Origin of the sequence: Cupriavidus pinatubonensis (assembly GCF_019602855.1) — a bacterium.
GTDB lineage: Bacteria > Pseudomonadota > Gammaproteobacteria > Burkholderiales > Burkholderiaceae > Cupriavidus > Cupriavidus pinatubonensis.
Map to the genome: position 1 here is coordinate 443,737 of NZ_CP080769.1, position 20,306 is coordinate 464,042.

Below are 20,306 nucleotides of genomic sequence, written 5' to 3' on the forward strand. Positions count from 1 at the left end.
AGGCGTCATGTTTTTAGACTGCCAGCGGCAATCCAGTGCGCGCCCATTGCACCGCCAGCAGTTGGCCATAGCCAGAGAGAGTGATATATGCGGTGCGGCGGTCCTGTCCACCAAAGCAGATGTTGGTGCAATATCCTTCCGAAGCTGCGTGGAACTCCAGCAGGTTCCCAGACGGAGAAATCACACTAATCCCTCCCCGCACCAGCGTAGCAACGCAAATGTTGCCACCCTCCTCGACCGCTAAGGAATCGAAGCGCTGGTAGCCCTCCATCCCATATACGAGCCGGCCGCCGTTCGGCGATGGCCACGCTTCATGAGCTAGCTGCCCAGGTGCAGTCACGGCGTATGCCCACAACCGGCTGGTTTCCGTCTCGGCAACGTAGAGCGTCCTGCCGTCTGGCGAAAGACCGATCCCGTTGGGAGTCAGAACTGGATGCGCCACACGCCGAATCTCGCTGCCATCCGCCCGCGCGTAGTACACGGCTCCTCGCATGATGCGGTCTTCGAACGTCTTTCCGAAGTCCGTAAACCAGAAGCCCCCTTGATTGTCGAAAACGATATCGTTCGGGCCATGTAGCGGGACGCCGTCGCAGTGGGTGTAGAGCGCCTCAAAAGCTCCCGTTCTCAGATTTACGCGCTGAATTGACCCACCGACATAGTCTGCAGATGGACCAGTGGGCCGAGTGAAACCGTCATCGGACCGCCAGCTGAAGCCACCGTTGTTACATACATAGCATGCACCGTCGGGGCCAATCGCCGCACCGTTTGGTCCGCCTCCCAACACGGCCACCACATCGATGGTGCCTCCGGCACTCACGCGCGTCAGCCGCCCGGCGGCCAACTCCACGACCAACACGCTGCCATCTGACATGGCAATAGGACCTTCTGGGAACTGCAACCCGCTGGCGATGATCTCGCCGTCCAGCATCGATGTCATTGGTCTCACTCCTGCGGCTTTTGTCGAATCATCTGGTTCTCAGACTGCCAAAGCGGCGTCTTCCTGGCGCGCCCCGAGATATGCGTCAATCGCTCGCTGTCGTCCTTCGCGGCTGCCCAACGCCTGCGCGTCAAGCTCCCCTACAACATGGCCATGGCGCATCACCCAAGCACGCGACGCCAGCTTGGCCGCGGCATGGAAGCTTTGCTCGACAAGCAGTGCTGCCAGTCCCTGCTCCTTCCGAATCAGTGCCAACCGCTCGTAAACTCGGGCAACCAGGAGCGGAGCCAAGCCCAGTGAAGGCTCATCGAGCAAAATGAGTTTAGGTGCCGACATCAAACCGCGACCGATTGCCAGCATTTGTTGCTCCCCTCCGCTGAGCAAGCCCGCCGGGGAATGCAGTCTGTTGGCAATCTCAGGGAAAAAATCGAGCACCATCCGGCGCCGGCGGTCGCGGGTTGCAGAATCAAAAAAGTAGCCGCCCAGCGTCAGGTTTTCGGATACCGAAAGATCAGCAACGATGGCACGCCCTTCCGGTACATAGACGATGCCTGCGCGAAATCGCTCGGCTGCGGAAAGGGAACTGATGTCTTCACCTTGAAACCTGACGCTTCCTTGAGCAGGCTCCAATCCGGCAATGGCGCGCAGAGTGCTTGACTTGCCCGCACCGTTTGCGCCCAAGAGCGCGCCGACCGTCTCGGGCGCCATGCTGAAAGACACACCATGCACAACCGGGCCCGCACCATAGCGCACCGTCAGACCCTCCACGTGGAGCAGGCTCGCCACGGAATCACGCATCATCGTCTCCCAGGTAAACTCGCACCACTTCCGGATTGGCCTGAATTTGCCCAGGACTCCCGGATGCAAGCAAACGACCAACGTTCAGGACATGGATGGTGTCGCAAACATCCATGATGAGGTCCATGTCGTGCTCGACAACGACCAGTACCAAATCTGGTGCACGCAGCTTCTTGAGCGCGTTGGCAAGATCACGCGTCTCGACTGAGTTCAATCCAGCCGCCGGCTCATCCAAGAGCAGAACGCGAGGCGAACCAGCAATGGCGCGAGCAATCTCAGCCAAGCGGAGGACTCCTGGTGGAAGGTCGGATGGATATGATTTAGCGACATCCGCAATACCTAGCCGCTCCAACGCATTCACCGCAAGTTCGCGATTTCGGCCGCGTTCTTTGCGACCACCAGCCAGCGGCAGGAAGGCGTCGAGCCATCCGGCATTGGATTGCCTATCGAGCCCCACCATCACGTTCTCCGCGACAGTCAATTCCGGGCAGAGTGCAACATGCTGGAAGCTGCGAGAGAACCCCAATGCCGCGCGTTGCGTAGGTGCAAGCCAAATCAGATTCTCGGACCCCAGGCAAATCTCCCCTCGCTGAGGCATGTACAAGCCAGTCAGACAATTGAAAAAGCTCGTCTTCCCAGCCCCGTTCGGTCCGATGAGACCGGTAATTTCCCCCGGCTCCAACTGCAGCCCGATGTCGTGCAGAACCTGGTTGCCGCCGAAGGACAGGGATAGGTTGCGGACCGTCAGCGCATGGGCCACGTTGTGTGGTGGTTCAACATGTTCCGCTCTGATTGGCGCGTTCATACTCGTCCTCCGTCCAGCTTCGCCCGCAATTTCGCGGGCAAGGCGTTGACGCCAAGTACCACCGCGAGAAGTGCTGCGCCATACAGAATTGGAACCCAGTCGCCGGCACCGGCCAGTGCCATGGGCACCATCGTCAGGAACATCCCTCCCACTACTGCCCCGATGATCGTCAGCGAATACATGCTGACGACTGACCCAACAAGCAAGAAGATGGACGTCCAGAGCGTGAAGCTGTTGGGCGACACAGTCGAGGAGCTAAACGAGAGCAGGGCCCCGGCCACAGCAGCAATAGCCGCGCTGGTCGCCATGCACGACAAGCGAGCCCAGCTCCGTCGCACACCAAACGATTCGGCAGCCGGGATGGACGTGCGAATCAGCAACAGCGACATGGCCTGACGCGACCGTCGAAAATGGCTGAGCAGCAGCACCACCGCGACCAATGCGGTGAGTGGCAGGTAGTAGCGCTGATGCGCTTTGGAGAGCCCTGGCAACGCATCCAGCTTCACATAAAGCCCCTCATAGCCGCCGGAGATGCTGGAGAAATGCAGCAGCAGCTCGGGTAATGCGAGGGCCAGGGCCATCGTCGTTACAGCGAGGTAGACGCCCGAGAGCTGCCGCGAGGGGAATGCAAACACCAGGCCTAGTAGTGCGCCAACGAAAGCGGCGACAGGGATTGCCCCCAACAGCGAGATGCCGTAGTACCTTTCCAGGATAGCCACGGTGTAGGCGCCGGCCGCAACGAAGACACCGTGCCCGATGGAAACCTCTCCACTGTATCTAACCAAGAAGCTCACTGCGATAATCGCAATAGCATTGGCGAAACTCAGCCCGAGGGTATAGGTCCAGTAACCGCCGCCGGCTAGCGGTATTAGCAGCAAGAGCAGCAATACAGCACCGTTCACCCCTATGGACAGGCGCCCGCCCTTGGTGCCCTCTGACCGCACTGCACTTGGCTGAGCCGCGGCAATAGCGTTGGGCGGCATCGAAATATTAGACACGGGCACCTCCACGTTCAGCCAATACGCCTTTGGGGAAAAGGTTAAGGACCACCAGCATAGTGAGCAGCAACCAACTATTGTTGAACTCCGCCGCTATGTAGAAGGACAGCAAATTCATCAGGACGCCGATGAAGATCCCGCCGATTACGGCGCCAGGTAGGCTGCTGAAACCGCCAACGACTGCTGCCGCGAAGGCCTGCAGCATGAACGACGCCACGCTAGTGGAAGACAGGAAAGTGGTCGGCACAATAAGCAGGGACGCAACCAATCCCAAGAGGCCGGCTACAACCCATGCGAACAGATGCACCCGCCGTAGATTAAGGCCACATACTCGTGCCGCAAACGGCTGGGCAGAGACTGCGCGAAACGCTACTCCAATGCGCGTACGTTCAATGACGGCGTACAGCAAGCCAATGGCCAACGCAGTGACTAGCAGTACGGCAAGGTCATAGCTGGATAGATTCACGGGCCCGAATGTGCCGCGCCATGAGGGCAACGGCAACTCCAGCGACACTACGTCCGAACCGAAGATTCTCTGAGTAGCCCCTTGCGCGATCAAACCCACACCCAGGGTGGCAATCGTACTGGTCAGGTCCGACTTGAATACCAGCGGCGCGAGCACCGTGTAGGTAAGTGCCATCAATGCCACGATGATGGCAAGCGTAAGCACGAAGGCCACGCCCCAAGTGAACTGAGCAAACATGCCCGCGGTGAACCCAAAGACCAAAAATGCAGCCAGGCCGGCGAGATTGCCATGGGCGAAGTTCACGACGTTCGAGCTCTTGTAGATAAGCACAAGGCCGACCGCGCCCATCGCGTACAGACAACCGCTGACGACGCCTGCCGAGACCAGTCCGATGAAGTCATTCATGTCATCGAGCCTTTTCGGTAGGCGCGGATGCCGGCGCCGGTCCGATGTTTCGATCGATTACTTCGATGACCGCTGGGAAATAGCGACCGCTCCACCCCCGTTCCGCAGTAGCGGTGTAGTACCGCTGCGCAAGCTCGGTGACATGCGCTGTGAGGTTCATCTGGCCAGCCAACTCGAGAACGTACTGAAGGTCCTTCAGCACATACTCAGGCGGGAACGATTTCTGGGGAAATTCTCGAGGCAGCAAGGCCTTCCGACCGTGATTTCGTAGTACAAAGCTGTCTCCTGATCCCTTCGACACTGCATCCAGCAACGTGGACGGCTTAACGCCAGCCCGCTCGCCGAGGACCATCATCTCGGCCAAAGCCATCGTGTGTTCGAAAACGAGTGCGTTATTGATGAGCTTTACAACCTGGCCGCAGCCGACTTTACCGCACAGCGTTACATCGGAGCCCACGTAGTGGAGCATCGGAGCAACTTCGTCAAACAGGGCCTGGCTGGCCCCAACCATCAGGCTCAGCTCTCCGCGTTGGGCTGCCTCGCGGGTACGTGCGACTGGAGCATCGGCAAACGATACTCCGCGCTCAGCAAGTGCCGCCGCCACTTTCCGCGCGGCGTCCACGGTTGTGGTGCTCAAGTCAACAATAGCATGTACTCGCGGCGTTCCGGAAAGCAAACCCTCAGCACCAAGACAGACCTGCTGAACTGCCGGGCCACCAGGAAGTGAGAGGAACACGACGTCCGCCTGTTCACCTATCTCCTGCACCGACGCACGGCGCTGGCCTTTGGTCCCCTCGAGGATCTCGAAGGCCGCAGGATTGGTGTCGAACGCAAGCACGTCACCTGCATGCTTGACTGCCATGTTGCGACACATCGGTCCGCCCATGACTCCCAAACCGATGAATCCGATAACGGGATTGCCTTGACTCATGATCTGTTCCTCCTCAGTCCATCCACATGCCGCCGCTGATATCAAGCGACGTGCCGGTAATCCAGTTCGAAGCCGGCGAGCACAGGAACAGTGCGGCTTGAGCAATGTCTTCGGCATTGCCATAACGCCCCAAAGGAACCGTAGCATTGGCAGAGGGCGCCACGTTCCCAGTCACATTTGCCCACATTGCGGTTTCCACCGGCCCCGGGGCGAGCGTGTTTGCATACACACCATGCGGCGCGCCGGCTTTGGCAACCCAGCGCATCAGCCCATGAACCGCCGCCTTGGCCGAGACATATGCGGGCCCCGAGGCAACGCCTCCGTTCTTCGCGGCGATAGAGCCAGCCGCCAGAATCTTGCCAAACCCGCGCTGGCACATCATCGGGAATAGTTTCCGGGTCGGATTCACCACGCCACGTACGTTGACTGACATGATGGCGTCCCATTCTTCATCGGTGCTCTCACCCAGAGGGGTGCGCGCGATAATGCCGGCGCACAGCACCAGGATGTCGACCTTGCCGTGCTTAGCAATGACCTTGTCGATTACGCGGTCGGTATCTTCCCGGGAGGTCACGTCGTACTGCATATACGTGATGCCAGCACCCAGGTCCTCGTGTTCGGCGCGGTCCGTTGCAATTACTGTCGCGCCAGCATTCTGGAATGCACGGGAGATTGCGCGGCCCATGCCACCCGCTCCGCCGGTAATGAGAGCAACTTGCCCGTCGAGGTTCGCAGGTCCGCTCAGATGTTGTGCCATGTCTTGGTGTCTCCTCGTCTGATCTTGTCGACGAATTCTGTCGTCGTTCTGGGTCTGTGTTATGCGAAGGTGGCTGCGGCTGACATCGCCAGTTCGCCGTTCGGCCCCCTCGCCCACAGCATCAGGGAATCATTGTCAGCGCGACGTCCCTCCAGCCGGAATTCCCGGTCAACGAACAGCGGACTCACGCCACGGAAGTCAAAGCGCGCGAGCCGTCGACCGTCGCCCACCTCTACTGCGAGCTCTTGCAACAATGTCGCGGTAAGAGGTCCATGAACGACAAGGTCCGGATACCCCTCTTCGTCACGAGCGTATGCCTGATCGTAGTGAATGCGGTGTCCATTGAAAGTCAACGCCGAATAGCGGAATAGCAGCGTCGTGTCGGGTGACACTGGCTGGCTCCATTGCGCCTGCTCAGAATAGGCTTCGATGGGCGCAGCCGCGACAGTGCCAGCTGGAGTAGCTTCGCGGTACACAATGTCCTGCTCCTCCTCGATGCAGACTGTGCCGTTGCAGGAGAACGTGTGGGCGACGGTAACGAACCAAAGAGATCCGCGCTTGCCCACTTTATTCTCAACTTTGCGAATCTCGCTTCGACGCGTCGCCTCAGCGCCGACCGGCAGGGCAGCCAGGTAGCGCACACGACTGCCTGCCCACATGCGGCGCGGAAGATCGATAGGTGGAAGGAAGCCGCCTCGCGCCGGATGGCCATCTACACCCAGACCACTCCGGCGCGCAGTGGGGTTGAAGAACAACCATTGCCAACCTGGCGGCAGTGCCTGCCCGGCCTTGGGTACCGCATCGTGGTCGAGTACTGCCGCCATCGCGCGCACCGTCCATTCGCTTAGCGTCTCCGTACGGGTTTCCTCACGGCCTACCCAAGCATCGTATTGCGTCGTCACTGCTACTCCTTCAGGCTAGCTTTGCGTTGAAGACTTCAGCCGGATAGGGCTTGAAGTCGCGTACAAGTTTGAAACTCCCATCTGCCGTCGCTTGAATTACGCCTTCCTTGCGCGCGCCGCGATGGTCTCCAGGGCCGTACGTCACCCCCCGTGCACCGCCGATGGACTGATCCCTCATTGTTTCGATGACTGCCATCAGGTTGGTGCGAGTGAGCGCCTTGCCACTGCCGAGCAGCATCTTGAAGCTCTTCACAAACAACATACCGTTGCTCCAGCCGTTCAACCCGAAGACACCAACCGGGTCGTTGGGGTAATACTTGGCGATGCTGTCCCGGTATGCCTTTACCTCAGGGTCGTTGTCGCCGACGGGCATTAACCACGATGAAAAGAAAACACCATCCAGCAAGGGGCCGGCAAGTTTTCGGGTCGTGGGATCGGCGGTGAAGAAGGGCGCCATCCACTTTGCGTTGTACCCGACACGGTCGGCCGCCTTAAGGGCTGCCGCCAGATTGGCGTTGGAACCGAACAGAATTACTACTTCCGCCTTCGCGTTGGCAAGGCGTCTGATATGGGGGGTGAAGTCGGTGTTGCGAACCTCAAACGGGATGGACTCCGCTGCCGATCGCTTAAGGTTTGACAGGTGAAGTTCGAAGCCACGCTTTGCCGAGCGCCCAAGCTCGTCGTTTTCCCACAGCAATGCCACGCGGGTAGCCTTGAGGTCACTGACGGCGTAATCCAGATTCGCCGCTGCGGACCACGTGTAGTCAGGAAGAAGCGGGAACACCAGAGGTTCCGAAAAAAGAGCCGTAGCGCCACCGACCGGACCAATCATAGGCAGCCCAACTTCCTTCGCATACGGAATGACTGCAACCGACTGGGCAGTACCGATCGGCGCTGCCAAGGCAAACACGTTGTGCTCCTCCACCAGGCGGCGCGCAATGCCAACGCTACGAGCTGGCTCATAACCGTCGTCGTACGTTACATACTTGATTTTCCACCCATCCAGCGCGTTGGTTTCGTTGGCCCAGCGAAAGCATGACTCGGCCGCTCGGGTGAGCAACGCATAGAAGGGCACCGGCCCAGTGATGGGAGTGAATGCACCAACGGTCACTGTCTTGCTGGCAACGTCGATGCCCGGCGACCCCGGCTGCGCACTCGCCCATTTTGGCAACGCGCCAATCGCAGCAACCGCCCCACCGGCCAGAAATGCTCTTCTCTGCATGTTATCTCCTCAATTTGTCGCGCCATCTCTTATAGAATGCATTCTATATTCTGGTGGCAGGCCTTTCGTATCCGGGTTTCCCCGTAAAAACCTAACGTTTCGGCCGAACAAATAAGATATAGAATGCATTATCTTCAACCGCAAGGACAACATCATGGCTCAACTCCCCTTGGCCGGTCGGCGCGTAATCGAACTGGGCACGATGCTCGCAGCCCCCTTCGCCGCCCATATCCTTTCTCAGCTGGGAGCCGAAGTAATCAAAGTGGAGCCTCCTGCCGGCGACCCCACACGCAGCCTGGTGCGAGGCGGCCCCAGCGGGACCTTCATTGCCTACAGTCATGGCAAGAAGAGTGTCTGCATTGACCTGTCACGTCCCGAAGGTCGCGGGGCATTCTTCAAACTCCTCGAGACCGCCGACGCCTTGGTCCACAACCTGGCGCCAAAGGCAGCGCGCAAGCTTGGCGTTACTCGCCGCGACTGTGCTGAGGTAAATCCCTCGCTCATCTACTGCCACATTCGTGGCTACGCCGCGGGCCCTCAAGAGGACGACTTGGCATCCAACCCAGTCGCGGAGGCCTCCACTGGCGTGATGGAAGCCAATCGGGTTAACGGTCGCCCCAGCCGCCTGGGGCCGTCATACCACGACCAGTTCGCAGGCGCATATGCAGTCATCGGCATTCTGGCTTCCATGCTCGGCGAACAACAGAATCAGGGAAGCAGCGACGACGCGAAGCATGTCGAGGTCGGTCTGTATGAAACAGGCCTCCATGTCGCGTCACGCGACCTAACTGGCGTTCAACTGAAGACCCATTTGTTTGGTCGCCCCGAACGCGAACCGCACGGTGAATTCAGCATGCCCGGATACGGCGCCTATGCCACCGCAGACGAGCGATGGATGTATCTGTTGATGCTGAGCGACACGCATTGGCGCAAATTCTGTGAAGCACTAGAGCTACCTGCGGCCACTGATCCAGCGTTGGCCACCCTCCGACAACGCAAGAAGGTGCGTGAGGACGTGGAAGCTCTTGTCAGGACGGCGATGGCTGCTCACACCTTCGAGGACGCCGCCGCACGACTCAAAGCTGCCGGAGTTGGATTCACGGAGGTCCTGCCAATCGAGCGCGTGCTCGATGCCGAACAGGCGCACCAACCTGGCAAGCTTCGTGAGGTTTCCTTCCGCGGTCTTGACTTCGATATTCCCGAGTTTCCGCGCTTGGGGACCGCTCCAGCTAGCTCCACGCTCCCTCCGCCAGAACTGGGCGAACACACAATTGAGCTCCTGCGAGCAGCGGGCCTCAACGCAACCGAATGCGAGCGTTTGGTGGCCACAGGTGCGGTCACAGCCGTACAGCCGGACGCATGCGCTTGGGCACCGGTTCGCGAGCGAGCCTGATTTGTGCGGCCCAAAGCTAGCCGCAATTTTTGGCCGGATCTAGCCAAGAACGCTCATTTCCATTCTTAAAGCACTCGTCCACGCCGCGCATTGCGGCGAGGACGAGTGACGCTTTACACAGGGGTTTCACCAGAGCAGTACTAACCACGCATCAGAAGAGGAGGAGGAGACAATGAAGAAGACAGCAGCGGCGTTTGCCGCGTTTGGTGCAATGAGCGGTATGGCACAAGCGCAGTCGAACGTAACACTGTACGGCGTGCTCGACATGCCAATTGAGTTCGTCGCAAACCAAGCGGCAGGCGCCCCGACCGTGAATCAAACGACCGGCGCAGTGACACGACAGTCGGGCGGGAACCGTGTAGCGTTACAGGGTAGCGGCGGGCTCTCCGGTCCGCGCTGGGGTATGCGCGGGGTCGAAGATCTCGGCGGCGGGCTGAAAGCACTGTTCGTTCTCGAGAGCGGCTTTGGCGTCGACACCGGAACATCGCAGCAGGGTGGCCGCCTTTTCGGGCGCCAGGCATTAGTCGGGTTGAGCAATGGTCAGTATGGGACGCTCACGTTTGGCCGACAGTACACGACCATGTTCGATGCGTTCACGAACTTCATGCCGATGTACTTTGCGCCGCTATATGAACCACTGGCGGCGCTCGCGGGCGTGAATTTCCGCGAAGACAATATGATCAAGTACGTTGGTGTTTTCGGCGGACTCACTGCCGAGGCCCATTACAGCTTTGGGGCGGGAACCGGAACGCTGGGCGTCGTGCCCCTCGCTGGAAGCGGCGCCGGTGAGGTGCCCGGAAACTTCCGAGACAACAGCGCGTATGGCGCCACCGTCAGCTATCTCAGTGGCCGCTTCGGCGTGGTCGCTGGCTACGATCAGTGGAATCCGGCCGTAACTACCGGAAACTCGGCGTCGCTCAAGAAGGCCAGCGTGGCGGCGAGCTATGCAATGGGTCCAGTCAAGCTGGTGGCCGGTTACCGATGGGGCAGCAACAAGGACGCCGCGGGAAATACACTCCTGCGCGACGATTTCTACTGGGTTGGCGCGAACTACCAGGCAACCAGTGCACTGGCCTTGAGCCTGGGGTACTACTGGGACAATCAAAAAACGATGCGGGTCGTTCCCGGCTCTGCAGCATTCGATCCGGCAAACCCCTGGCAGGTCAGTTTCTTGGCCGACTACACTCTGTCAAAGCGCACAGATGTTTACCTGTCCATGGCGTACGTCAAAAATTCGGGCTTGAACTTCGATACCACGGCGACGGGGTTCCCTAACGCGTATTACCTCGAACAGGGCCACTCCAATCAAGTCGGGGTAGCAATGGGCATCCGGCATAAGTTCTAACATCGTGCCGAGCAATCCCTTCGTCAACGGATGGAGGGTTTGTGTACAATAGTGCACATTATACGGTGCACTATTGACCGGCTCGGAAGGACCCTTTTAGAATCGGCTCAGGATCGTTGCCCGTTGTTCCAAGCGCGCGCGACCAGGAAAGCGGTGCGCTCGCACGAGCGCTCGGTCGCTTTTGGCAGACCAACGTAGCCCTTCTCCGGGCAAAACACACCAAATGGACTACCGCACAAAGGAAGAACAGGTCGCAGACTATCTGCGCGAACGAATTATTTCCGGGGTCATTCCCCGAGGTTCTCGACTGAAGCAAGCCGAGATTGCTGAGGAACTACGCCTGAGCATCACACCCGTCCGTGAGGCGCTGAAGCTGCTCGAGGCAGAAGGCTATGTGAACGGCGATTCATACCGCGGCGCGCGCGTGGTGCCGTTTGATGCTGCTGCATCGGCAGAAGTCCTAAACTTGCGCCTGCTACTGGAAACGCAACTCGCGCGTGGAACAGCAGAAAAAATCACTTCAGCGCAAATCGCTGAGCTCCGTGACCTGGCGGCCGAATTTGAATCCGCATTCGGAAATGGTGATCGTGCTGCTGCCCGCTGGGTCAACTTTCGCTTTCATCGCCAAATGTACGATATTGCGCAGATGCCGCAAACGCTGCAGTTCGTACAAATCCTGTGGGCACGCTACCCATTCGATCTAATCAATGCTGTCGAGGGGCGGGGCAAAGACGCGGTGCATGAGCACGAAGAAATTTTGCTAGCCCTCGCAGCAAACGATCCACTAGCAACCATGCTGGCCATGCGTAAGCACATTGAGTCTGGCTGGGACATTCTCAAGGCCAAGAGCGCGTAAGACCACCTTCATCATACCTGCGGATTATTCGAAGACTCATAGACGACTAACGAACAATTGCTCAGCGCGCGGTGCAAGATCGGCGTACTTGACGCGCCCTCATACCATTGCAAATCGAGCGTCATTGGAAGCATAGCCTGAAGCGTCAACGACATGATGTCATTGTGGAAAAGACACGCAGCCATGCAGGGCTTGTCGATTGCCTCGCACAAAGCAACGGCTACATCAAGATCGCTCCTAGCGTGAGCGTTGCCCCGTACCCTGCTCCCAAATAGCCACACCTTGCCAATGAATGGGTACTTTGCAGCCCATTCAGCGACGATTCCTCCTAGCTGCTGTGTGGTCAATTGGCTCGGTACTATCATAGCGGACCAATCGTATCAGCACCTTCGATTCATCCACAAGCCAAATCCTCTGACACGGCGGAGTGGGTGCAAGAGTCGGTAATATGAAATGGCGCCGTCCGGCGCCAATTTTTATGCTTTTTCCCCAAGGCGGGGCATCGTACGTTTAGAAGGCATGCCGGATGCCAACTGCTCCGCCAAGCTGGTTGCTGCCCGGTGGCGTGTTGCCAAAGCCCGCTGCGCCGTTGCCCAAGCCCATATTCGAGTTTTCCCGTTTCATCGCGTACCCCACGCTCAGGTAGGCATCCGTGCGTTTGGAGAACGCGTACTTGCCCATGACGACGAACAGCCACGGATCACCGCCTGTGTTGCGGAAATCCTGGTAGTACGCCGCCGCGCTGAGCGTCAATGCGCGCGCCGCCTGCCAGATCGCCCCGGTCCACCATAAATTCGAACCCTGATTTGCTGCGCCGGGTAACGCTCCGGGTAGCACCGCCCCGTCATAGGCCTTTGCCCAGCGATACCCCGCAAACAGCTTAACGGCGGAAATCTCATAGGCGGCTGTCAGAACGGTACGCCGTGTCTTCGCGTCGGGGTTGGTCGTCACCGTGCCCATGTTGATCTCGTCGTAGGCCGAGCCGACATTGAACGGGCCGCTGCTGTAGCTGTTGCAGGAAGCCGTTAAAAAGCCTGGGATGTCGCCCTGCATCGGCGTATCGTAGTTGGAGCAAAGAGACGGAGAACCGACATGCGATGCACAATCGTTCTCGAGTTCGACGTGCCGAGCTGGATGGTCTGGCCGACGTGGGCCTGTTCTGGGCCGAAACACCGCACGCAGGCGTCGTGACCGCCCCGTATCGATCGGAACGCCTAGTCATGGTCGTTCCGGCGGGGCATGCCCTGGCAGACAAGCCAGGCGTGTACTTCGCAGAAACCTTGGACTTTGCCTACGTGGCCTTTCATGAATGCAGCATGATTCATCGACTGTCGGTTCAAACGGCGGAATCGCTCCAGCGGACCATTCAGACTCGACTCCAGGTTACCCAGTTTTGATGCCATGCCGACCATGGTGTCGGCCGGCGTGGGGATCGGCATCATGACCGACTTCACTGTCGCGGCGAAACACAACCAGGGGGAGCTCTGAATCGACTATCCGCACGATCTTTGCAAAGTGTGGGACGAATCGCTAGCCGACAAGCATAACCGATGCGCAAGCGCGTCCATCTTGAGGCTTACGCAGCCGGGAAGACACCCAAGTCAAGTACCGATGCCAAGCGCACGGCATAACAACGCTCCTCCCCTATGCCATCGAACCAGACAGCCCTGCTCGGGGGCAGTCTTGGTCGCGACGAATTAAAGGAAATGCGAGGGGGAAAGGGTTTACCCTTCATAGCGCCCGTTTCGCCTAGCTTTGGTATGATAGGTCGACCATCGGATAGGTAGACCACATCAGGTCCGATCGGCTGTTAACCAAGGGAGCGAGACAGAATGCCTGATACCGTTCAAGGGACGGGCGCCACCATCACTCCGCGCCGCTCCCGAGTCTTGCATTTCATGATTCGAAATCTGTATGTCCAGGTCGTGATGGCAATGCTGATCGGCATCGCGTTGGGACACTTCTATCCTCAGATTGCGGCGCAAATGAAGCCGTTCGGTGACAGCTTCATCAAACTGATCAAGATGACAATCGGCATGGTCATCTTCTTTACGTTCGGCTCCGGCATCGCGGGCATGCAGACCTTCGGCAAAGTCGGACGAGTCGGTGGTGTCGCGCTGCTCTACTTCGAGATTGTCTCAACGGTCGCGCTGCTGATTGGGCTGGTTGTGGCCAACGTTATTCAGCCAGGCGCAAGTTTCAACGTCGATCCCACGAAACTGGATGCCAGCCAAATCAAGCAATACGTCACGGCGGCTCAGGGACATGGACTCGCCGATTTCTTCCTCGACATCATCCCCAAGACCCTGATTGGGGCCTTTACCAGCGACGGCATCCTTCCGGTCGTTTTCGTATCGATCCTGATGGGCTTGGTCCTTGGAAAGATGGAGGACAAAGGCCGGCCCATCCGTGAACTCGTCGACGCATGCGCCGAATGGATCTTCGGGCTCATCAACATGATCATGCGGTTTGCGCCAATCGGGCGCCTTCGGCGCGACGGCATTCACCGTCGGCAAGTTCGGCATCGCCTCGCTGCAATCGTTGCTCGTCCTGATCGCGAGCTTTTACCTCACAGCAGCCATCTTTGTTTTTCTTGTCCTCGGCGCAATCGGCTACTGGTATGGGTTCAGCATCCTAGCGGTACTTCGGCATTTCAGGAGCGAGTTTGTGCTAGTGCTAGCGACGTCGGATGCGGCATTGCCCGCGCTCATGCGAAAGCTCGAAGGCGTCGGCTGCAAGTCTGGAACCGTTGGCCTCGTGATGCCAGCCGGCTATGTTTTCAACTCCGACGGCACCAACATCTACATCACCTTGGCACTCCTCTTCATCGCACAGGCGATGCATGTCGAACTGACTATCTGGCATCAGTTGATGATCCTTGGGGTGGCAACGCTGACCACCAAAGGCGCCGCCGGCGTACCGGAAGCGGGCTTTGTTTCTCTGGTAGCAACGCTGGCGCTGGTTCCCGAAGTCCCCCTGGTCGGGGTGACGATGCTGCTTGGCATCGACCGGATCATTAGCGAAGGTCGTGCGCTGGTGAACGCTATTGGCAACGTCGTGGCGACCCTGGTCATTGCCCGTCGCGAAGGAGAAGTGGCGGCAACGAAACTGACGCTCGCCATGCGCAGCGTGACCGTCGACTGAACGTGATCTTAGATTGCAATCCCAATCAGTTGACGCTGGCGCCAATCCCGTGCGCGGGAGATGGATCATGCCTCTGACCACAGTTGCAGCTCACAATTGAAGGCAGAGGCCAGCAAAAGCAAGTAGGTAAATTCCATGAAGAACCGCTTGGTCGTTGGTAACTGGAAAATGAACGGCAGCCTTGAGCTCATCAACACGATGTTGCCGGAGATGACGTCGCAGCGTGCCCAATGTACCGCAGCCGTTTGTGTCCCCTCGGTGTATTTGGCGCGCGCCGCCCAAGTCCTCGCCGATAGCGAATTGCTTGTGGGTGCCCAAGATGTATCCCTGGCCCAGCGGGGAGCCTATACCGGCGAAGTGTCCGCATCGATGTTGAGCGAATTGGATTGCAGGTTCGCCATAGTGGGTCACTCAGAGCGCCGCACTCGCCATGGCGAAACGGACGAGGTGATCGCCGAAAAAGCACTGCGGTGTTTGGAGGCTGGTATCCGCCCCATCATCTGTGTTGGCGAATCGCAGCAACAACGCGATATCGGTCGTACGGCTCAGGTAATTGGCCAACAACTCGACATCGTGCTGGATCGACTTGCCGCCGAAGCGGCCATATCGCTCGAGAGGATCGTCGTTGCTTACGAACCCGTCTGGGCCATCGGCAACGGACGCGCCGCCTCCGTTGAGCAAGCACAGGACGCCCACGCATATCTAAGGCAACGCCTTGGCGCCAAGGCTGCGTCGTTGCGCGATTCGGTACCCATCCTCTATGGCGGCAGCGTAACGAAAGCCAATGCGGCCGACCTGTTTGCCGCCCCTGACATCGATGGTGGGCTCGTCGGCGGCGCGTCATTGAGCGTGTCGGAATTCCTTGCAATCTTGCATGCGGCTTGACCGTCAAGCGTCTTTCTCATGCGCGGTCCGTCTGCGCCGCGCCCCCTTCCCCTTTCTGGAGTTCCTGTTATGCCAGCCCTTGTCCTTGTTCGCCATGGCGAATCCTCCTGGAATCTGGAGAACCGATTCACAGGGTGGGCCGATGTCGATCTCACCGCCAATGGCATCGAGGAAGCCCGACAAGCCGGCCGTCTGCTGAAGAAACGCGGGTTCGAATTCGATGTTGCCTACACCTCGGTACTCAAACGAGCGGTCCGAACGCTCTGGCACATTCAGGATGAAATGGACCGCATGTGGGTACCCGTCAAGAACAACTGGCGCCTGAATGAACGGCACTATGGCGCCCTGCAAGGGCTGAACAAGGCAGAGATGGCGACACAGTTTGGGGATGCACAGGTCTTGCAATGGCGGCGCAGCTACGACGTGCGCCCCCCCGCGCTGGAGTCCGGTGATCCCCGGCACGCCAAGGCTGACCCCCAGTATGCTGCGCTGGACAAGGCGCTCGTTCCCTCCACGGAATGCCTGAAGGACACGATGGAACGGGTCCTTCCTTACTGGGATTCCGACATCGCCCCTGACCTGCTGAGTGGAAAAGACGTTCTCATTGTGGCTCACGGCAACAGTATCCGTGCCTTGGTGAAGCACCTCGATGGCATCTCGGACGAGGACATCGTTGCGCTAAACATTCCGAACGGCGTTCCGCTCGTTTATCGTCTCGACAGCATGCTGAAACCTGTTGAGTCCAGCTTCCTCACGGCGGATTAACCTGTCAATCGGGAAGCCTGGCGGGCTCCCGGCCTTCTTATCGGCCCTCTCCTCGGCCGCCTCGTGCATGGGCTTGGACTTTTGACCGGGCCCGTCTCCCCCAGCCTTGATCAGCAATCCCCTGCCAGTCACAGGCTGATTGCCATGTGCTGGCGACGCAACCTCTCGGGTGCCACGCTGCCATTCGGCCACTCCAACGGCACCGCTTTGTCTCGTCGACAATCTTTCCCAGGTCGGGTTTACGCCAGATTGCTGGCGCTTGGCTTTTTGGAATACTCATCATACCATTACACCACAAGATCAACACAGACGCGTCGTTCCTGCGTCAAGGTACCGGAGACCCATAACCCCATGCCCACGCGTCACCCGCTCGGCCCCGAACTCGGCTGCACGCCTCAGTGGTGCACGCAGCGGCTGGACGAGTGCCGGCCCTTATGAAAATTCCCGCTACATGACCGCGCCGAGCCGCACGGCTCCGTGCCGGTTCCAGGCAGTTCAACGACGACATTTTTTTAAAGAAAGCCATGAAACCAAACACTGTCTGCATCGAGGTTGCTCTGAATGGACCGTGGACACGCCGACTGCAACCCAAGATGCCTCTCTCCCCCGACGAGATCGTCGAGGAAGCGGTCGCGTGCGCAGATGCTGGTGCATCAGTCGTCCACTTCCATGCCTATGACGTGACTACAGGCGAGCAAACCACGGAGCTCGGGCTCGTGATGGACATCATTGATCGGATCCGGGCAAAGACCGATGTCATTGTGTATCCCGCGATTCGATACATGAGCAACGCCGAGTCGATCGCCGAGGATGCGGGTCCGAAGCGCTACGCACATCTGGATGCGATGGCCGCTCAAGGCGTGGCAGAGTGGCTCATCGTAGATCCCGGCTCCACAAACTTGGTCAGCTATCGAGACGTTGAGACGCGGGCGAAAGGTCTGGTCGACATCAACTCACCTGCGGCGATTCGCCATGGTCTGGAGCTTGCCGCGCGGCATCAATTACACCCCGGCTTTGCGATCTATGAGCCCGGCTATCTGCGCCTGGCCGCCGCCTTTTGTCGCGCGATGCCAGAAGTACCGATGCCGATGTACCGATTCATGTTTTCCGACCAACTCACCTTCGGTTTCCGGCCAAGAGAGTATGCCTTAGCGGCCTATCTCGAGTTGCTGCGAGAGGAAGCCTCGGGCTCGCCCTGGATGATTGCAGGCCTCGGGGTCGATATTCGGCATTTGATTCCGTACGTTGCACGAAGCGGTGGTCATGTCCGCGTTGGGCTCGAGGACTGTCCATTGTTTGCAACCCAGACGAACACCATGCTGGTGGAGGAAGCGCGCCAACTGATCGAAGCGCAAGGCGCAAACGTCGCCTCGCCTGAATTCGTCCGTACGACACTATTCAATCTCCCAGCCTGAGCTTTCCTTGGCACTCACACACATGTAAACAGACGACCGCCGTTGTTTTGGCCGATACCAGGAACACCGCGCAGAGCGGACGCCACCTGAGTCCGCGAGAGATCAAGCACGCGACCAAGAGGGCGATCACGGCAGCGCCCCCTGCGGCCTCGGTGGGAGTGAGCACGCCGAACCGCGACCCACCAAGATAACTTGCTTGTGCAATTCGCCGTGATGTTCCTCATGGTGATATTCCCGCAACTGGTGACTCGGCCTGCAAAATTGTTGAGTGGTTGACGTGGCTTATCCCGCGTCAACCACGGACGTGATGTTTGTCTGTCGGCTCTGCCGATCCTCCTTTTTGAGCGCCTTTCGGCGCTCATTTTTTTGTGGCATGGATCCTTGTCGATGCGATGCAAGCCGTGGACGATATTCCTGCATTTGGATAGGATTCGACGTGCTCGGACAATCAATGCTAGGGCGGGCTGATTCGACGTCCGAATCAATTCCTGCCCCTTCGACATGGCCTCGACGTGAGGTCAAACCACACCCAAGTCCATTTCGCTAGACACTGTGAACGCACGCTACGGCTTCCCGCCCGCGGTGCAGAACGAATCGGAGTAACGATGCGCATAGCCTGCCTACACACCGCCCACAGTAACGTGGAAGTCTTTGACTCGGCGGCCGCCCGGCTTGATATGCGAGAGCTGTCCTTAGCGCACTGCGTGCGTGTAGACCTCCTCACTGCCGCCGAGGCTGCAGGCGGCCTCGTTCCGACGATTCAAGGCGATACCGTCGATGCGCTGCTCAATCTGTCGCGCGACGCTGATGCGGTGCTCTTGACATGCTCAACCTTGGGGCCCGCGGCTGATGTCGCCAACAAGGTGGCGCTTGTACCTGTGCTACGGGTGGACGCTGCCCTCGCCCGCGAGGCTACCCGAGCCGGAGGTAAAGTTGTCGCCCTTTGCGCGGTCCAAACGACGGTCCAGGCCACGCTGCAGATCTTCAGCGAGGCCGCAGCTCACACGGGAGCAGAGGTTCATGTCAAACTGGTCGAAGGCGCCTGGGATCAGTTTAAGGCCGGCGACTTTGATACATACCTAGAACTGATTGCCAAAGCGGTGATTACCGCCCAAAGCGAATCGAAGTGCACCGTGGCGCTTGCTCAGGCCTCGATGACCAACGCAGCGGACCACTTCGTCGGGGGGAATCGGCCCTTGACCAGTCCATCTGCGGGACTGCTTGCCGCAGCTCGGGCCGCACACACCAGAGCTTGACCACGTGCGCAACGAACAAGCCGGTACCTCCACCCATCGGCCCACGGCTTGAACGATGAGGCTGGGCCGGCTTGGTTCATGGGTGGCGTACGTCACGCATCCGGTTTGCCACCGCCTTCATCGCACCTTCGCCACCCGCCACCCATAGTCCGCCAACGCAAATGATGCCGATCCCAATCGCTGTGGTCCAGTCCGGGAGTTGCGAGAAGGCGAGGTATCCAATCGCGGTCGCGGAAATAATCTGCAGGTAATGAAAGGGACTGAGAAAGGATGCGTCGGCGTGTTGGAAGGCCCGGATAATGAAATAATGACCAAGCGCACCCGTAACGCCGGTCGATAACAGCAACGCAAATTGCAATGCTGTTGGCCAGGCGTCGAACCAGAAGAAGGGGACGATCAAGGTCGTCAAGCAGGCGCCCGTGATACCGCTCTGAATGAGTGTGGTCATGGGCGGATCGTGGGCCGCGACACGCCTTGTAAGCATGTTCATCATTGCGAAAGCCAGTGCCGACACGAGTCCTAACCCAATGCCAAATGGGCTAAGCTGTCCTCCCGGACGTACCACCACGAGCATGCCAGCAAAGCCGATGGTCACCCCTGCCCAGCGGATGAGGCGTATATGTCGCTGTGGCCTCTCTCCGAGCAGCCATGGGGAAAGTGCCACGACGAAAAGCGGCGCGCAAAAATTCAGCGCGGTGGCCTGGGCCAGTGGCATCAGCCTCAGCACGCCAAAGAACACCAACGTCGATACGAGCATCAAAGCGCCACGCATCCATTGGAGATCAGGTCGCGTGGCTCGCCAGTGCCGCTTCCAGCCGGAAGGCCCAAGCAACAAGAAGATCGCGACGACATGCCCAACATACCGCACCCAAGCCACCGCTACGAGTGTTAGGCCCTGATGGGTCAGCGTCTTGCTTGTCGCGTCAAGCAAGCTGAGGATCCACTGCCCGATGACGAGCAACAGTACCCCAGTCAGAAGCTGCCGGCGGTCAGCCGAATCGCGCAGAAAAGTCGATGCTTGCATTA

21 protein-coding genes and 1 pseudogene are annotated in these 20,306 nt (G+C 58.9%); 9 read left to right on the top strand and 13 right to left on the bottom strand.

Annotated elements, in window-relative coordinates; all coding sequences use genetic code 11:
• Window positions 1–13 precede the first annotated feature (13 nt).
• Genes K2O51_RS33885 through K2O51_RS33925 form a run of 9 tightly spaced genes read right to left on the bottom strand, consistent with a single transcriptional unit; the run spans window position 14 to window position 8,221 of the window.
• The gene (locus K2O51_RS33885) at window positions 14–937 is read right to left on the bottom strand and encodes an SMP-30/gluconolactonase/LRE family protein (RefSeq protein ID WP_220632002.1); all 924 of its coding nucleotides are present in this window, start codon (window positions 935–937) and stop codon (window positions 14–16) included.
• 39 nt (window positions 938–976) lie between these two features.
• Entirely contained in the window at window positions 977–1,738 is a 762-nt protein-coding gene (locus tag K2O51_RS33890) for an ABC transporter ATP-binding protein (RefSeq protein ID WP_342394110.1), read from the bottom strand.
• Window positions 1,728–2,540, bottom strand: a complete 813-nt coding sequence (locus K2O51_RS33895) for an ABC transporter ATP-binding protein (RefSeq protein ID WP_220632003.1) — start codon at window positions 2,538–2,540, stop codon at window positions 1,728–1,730. Before K2O51_RS33895 ends, K2O51_RS33890 begins: the two co-directional genes overlap by 11 nt.
• Entirely contained in the window at window positions 2,537–3,538 is a 1,002-nt protein-coding gene (locus K2O51_RS33900) for a branched-chain amino acid ABC transporter permease (RefSeq protein WP_245001995.1), read from the bottom strand. Before K2O51_RS33900 ends, K2O51_RS33895 begins: the two co-directional genes overlap by 4 nt.
• A complete protein-coding gene (locus K2O51_RS33905) occupies window positions 3,531–4,409 on the bottom strand; it encodes a branched-chain amino acid ABC transporter permease (protein ID WP_220632004.1) in 879 nt (292 codons plus the stop codon). The genes K2O51_RS33900 and K2O51_RS33905 overlap by 8 nt, the downstream gene beginning before the upstream one ends.
• A 1-nt stretch (window position 4,410) precedes the next feature.
• Entirely contained in the window at window positions 4,411–5,340 is a 930-nt protein-coding gene (locus tag K2O51_RS33910) for an NAD(P)-dependent oxidoreductase (RefSeq protein ID WP_220632005.1), read from the bottom strand.
• A 13-nt stretch (window positions 5,341–5,353) separates the two neighbouring features.
• Complete coding sequence (locus K2O51_RS33915; RefSeq protein ID WP_220632006.1) at window positions 5,354–6,097, bottom strand: SDR family NAD(P)-dependent oxidoreductase; 744 nt, start codon at window positions 6,095–6,097, stop codon at window positions 5,354–5,356.
• Between the two features lie 59 nt (window positions 6,098–6,156).
• Window positions 6,157–6,999 carry an HTD2 family dehydratase gene (locus tag K2O51_RS33920; protein ID WP_245001996.1) on the bottom strand — a complete coding sequence of 281 codons (843 nt, stop codon included), beginning with the start codon at window positions 6,997–6,999 and terminating at the stop codon, window positions 6,157–6,159.
• A 10-nt stretch (window positions 7,000–7,009) separates the two neighbouring features.
• Window positions 7,010–8,221 (bottom strand): ABC transporter substrate-binding protein, encoded by a 1,212-nt coding sequence (locus K2O51_RS33925; RefSeq protein WP_220632007.1) that lies wholly within the window; start codon window positions 8,219–8,221, stop codon window positions 7,010–7,012.
• 154 nt (window positions 8,222–8,375) lie between these two features.
• Between K2O51_RS33925 and K2O51_RS33930 the strand changes: the two genes are divergently transcribed.
• From K2O51_RS33930 to K2O51_RS33940, 3 genes are all read left to right on the top strand, one after another.
• A complete protein-coding gene (locus K2O51_RS33930) occupies window positions 8,376–9,614 on the top strand; it encodes a CaiB/BaiF CoA transferase family protein (RefSeq protein ID WP_220632008.1) in 1,239 nt (412 codons plus the stop codon).
• A 172-nt stretch (window positions 9,615–9,786) separates the two neighbouring features.
• Window positions 9,787–10,959 (top strand): porin, encoded by a 1,173-nt coding sequence (locus tag K2O51_RS33935; protein ID WP_220632009.1) that lies wholly within the window; start codon window positions 9,787–9,789, stop codon window positions 10,957–10,959.
• A 223-nt stretch (window positions 10,960–11,182) separates the two neighbouring features.
• A complete protein-coding gene (locus K2O51_RS33940) occupies window positions 11,183–11,815 on the top strand; it encodes a GntR family transcriptional regulator (RefSeq protein WP_220632010.1) in 633 nt (210 codons plus the stop codon).
• An 11-nt stretch (window positions 11,816–11,826) separates the two neighbouring features.
• On the opposite strand, the gene K2O51_RS35935 is transcribed toward K2O51_RS33940, so the two are convergent.
• Both K2O51_RS35935 and K2O51_RS33950 read right to left on the bottom strand, forming a co-directional pair.
• Window positions 11,827–12,180 (bottom strand): nucleotidyltransferase domain-containing protein, encoded by a 354-nt coding sequence (locus K2O51_RS35935; RefSeq protein ID WP_425333010.1) that lies wholly within the window; start codon window positions 12,178–12,180, stop codon window positions 11,827–11,829.
• 145 nt (window positions 12,181–12,325) lie between these two features.
• The gene (locus K2O51_RS33950; RefSeq protein WP_220632012.1) at window positions 12,326–12,868 is read right to left on the bottom strand and encodes a porin; all 543 of its coding nucleotides are present in this window, start codon (window positions 12,866–12,868) and stop codon (window positions 12,326–12,328) included.
• Between the two features lie 44 nt (window positions 12,869–12,912).
• On the opposite strand from K2O51_RS33950, the gene K2O51_RS35940 reads away from it, so the two are divergent.
• The 5 genes and pseudogenes from K2O51_RS35940 (at window position 12,913) to K2O51_RS33975 (ending at window position 18,024) form a co-directional block, all read left to right on the top strand.
• Window positions 12,913–13,212, top strand: a complete 300-nt coding sequence (locus K2O51_RS35940) for a LysR substrate-binding domain-containing protein (protein WP_220632013.1) — start codon at window positions 12,913–12,915, stop codon at window positions 13,210–13,212.
• A gap of 501 nt (window positions 13,213–13,713) precedes the next feature.
• Window positions 13,714–14,959 (top strand): annotated as a pseudogene (dctA, locus tag K2O51_RS35945) (C4-dicarboxylate transporter DctA).
• A 135-nt stretch (window positions 14,960–15,094) separates the two neighbouring features.
• The gene (gene tpiA, locus K2O51_RS33965; protein ID WP_220632014.1) at window positions 15,095–15,844 is read left to right on the top strand and encodes a triose-phosphate isomerase; all 750 of its coding nucleotides are present in this window, start codon (window positions 15,095–15,097) and stop codon (window positions 15,842–15,844) included.
• Between the two features lie 69 nt (window positions 15,845–15,913).
• Window positions 15,914–16,609 carry a 2,3-diphosphoglycerate-dependent phosphoglycerate mutase gene (gene gpmA, locus K2O51_RS33970; RefSeq protein WP_220632015.1) on the top strand — a complete coding sequence of 232 codons (696 nt, stop codon included), beginning with the start codon at window positions 15,914–15,916 and terminating at the stop codon, window positions 16,607–16,609.
• A gap of 593 nt (window positions 16,610–17,202) precedes the next feature.
• Window positions 17,203–18,024, top strand: coding sequence for a beta-keto acid cleavage family enzyme (locus K2O51_RS33975; protein ID WP_245001998.1), 822 nt, complete (start codon window positions 17,203–17,205; stop codon window positions 18,022–18,024).
• Here the strand turns inward: K2O51_RS33975 and K2O51_RS33980 are convergent.
• Entirely contained in the window at window positions 18,008–18,190 is a 183-nt protein-coding gene (locus K2O51_RS33980) for a TRAP transporter large permease subunit (protein WP_342394111.1), read from the bottom strand. The two genes, K2O51_RS33975 and K2O51_RS33980, sit on opposite strands and share 17 nt — an antisense overlap.
• Window positions 18,191–18,665: 475 nt before the next feature.
• Between K2O51_RS33980 and K2O51_RS33985 the strand changes: the two genes are divergently transcribed.
• The gene (locus K2O51_RS33985) at window positions 18,666–19,280 is read left to right on the top strand and encodes an aspartate/glutamate racemase family protein (protein ID WP_342394112.1); all 615 of its coding nucleotides are present in this window, start codon (window positions 18,666–18,668) and stop codon (window positions 19,278–19,280) included.
• Window positions 19,281–19,356: 76 nt separating this feature from the next.
• On the opposite strand, the gene K2O51_RS33990 is transcribed toward K2O51_RS33985, so the two are convergent.
• A complete protein-coding gene (locus tag K2O51_RS33990) occupies window positions 19,357–20,304 on the bottom strand; it encodes a DMT family transporter (RefSeq protein WP_220632018.1) in 948 nt (315 codons plus the stop codon).
• Window positions 20,305–20,306: the final 2 nt, after the last annotated feature.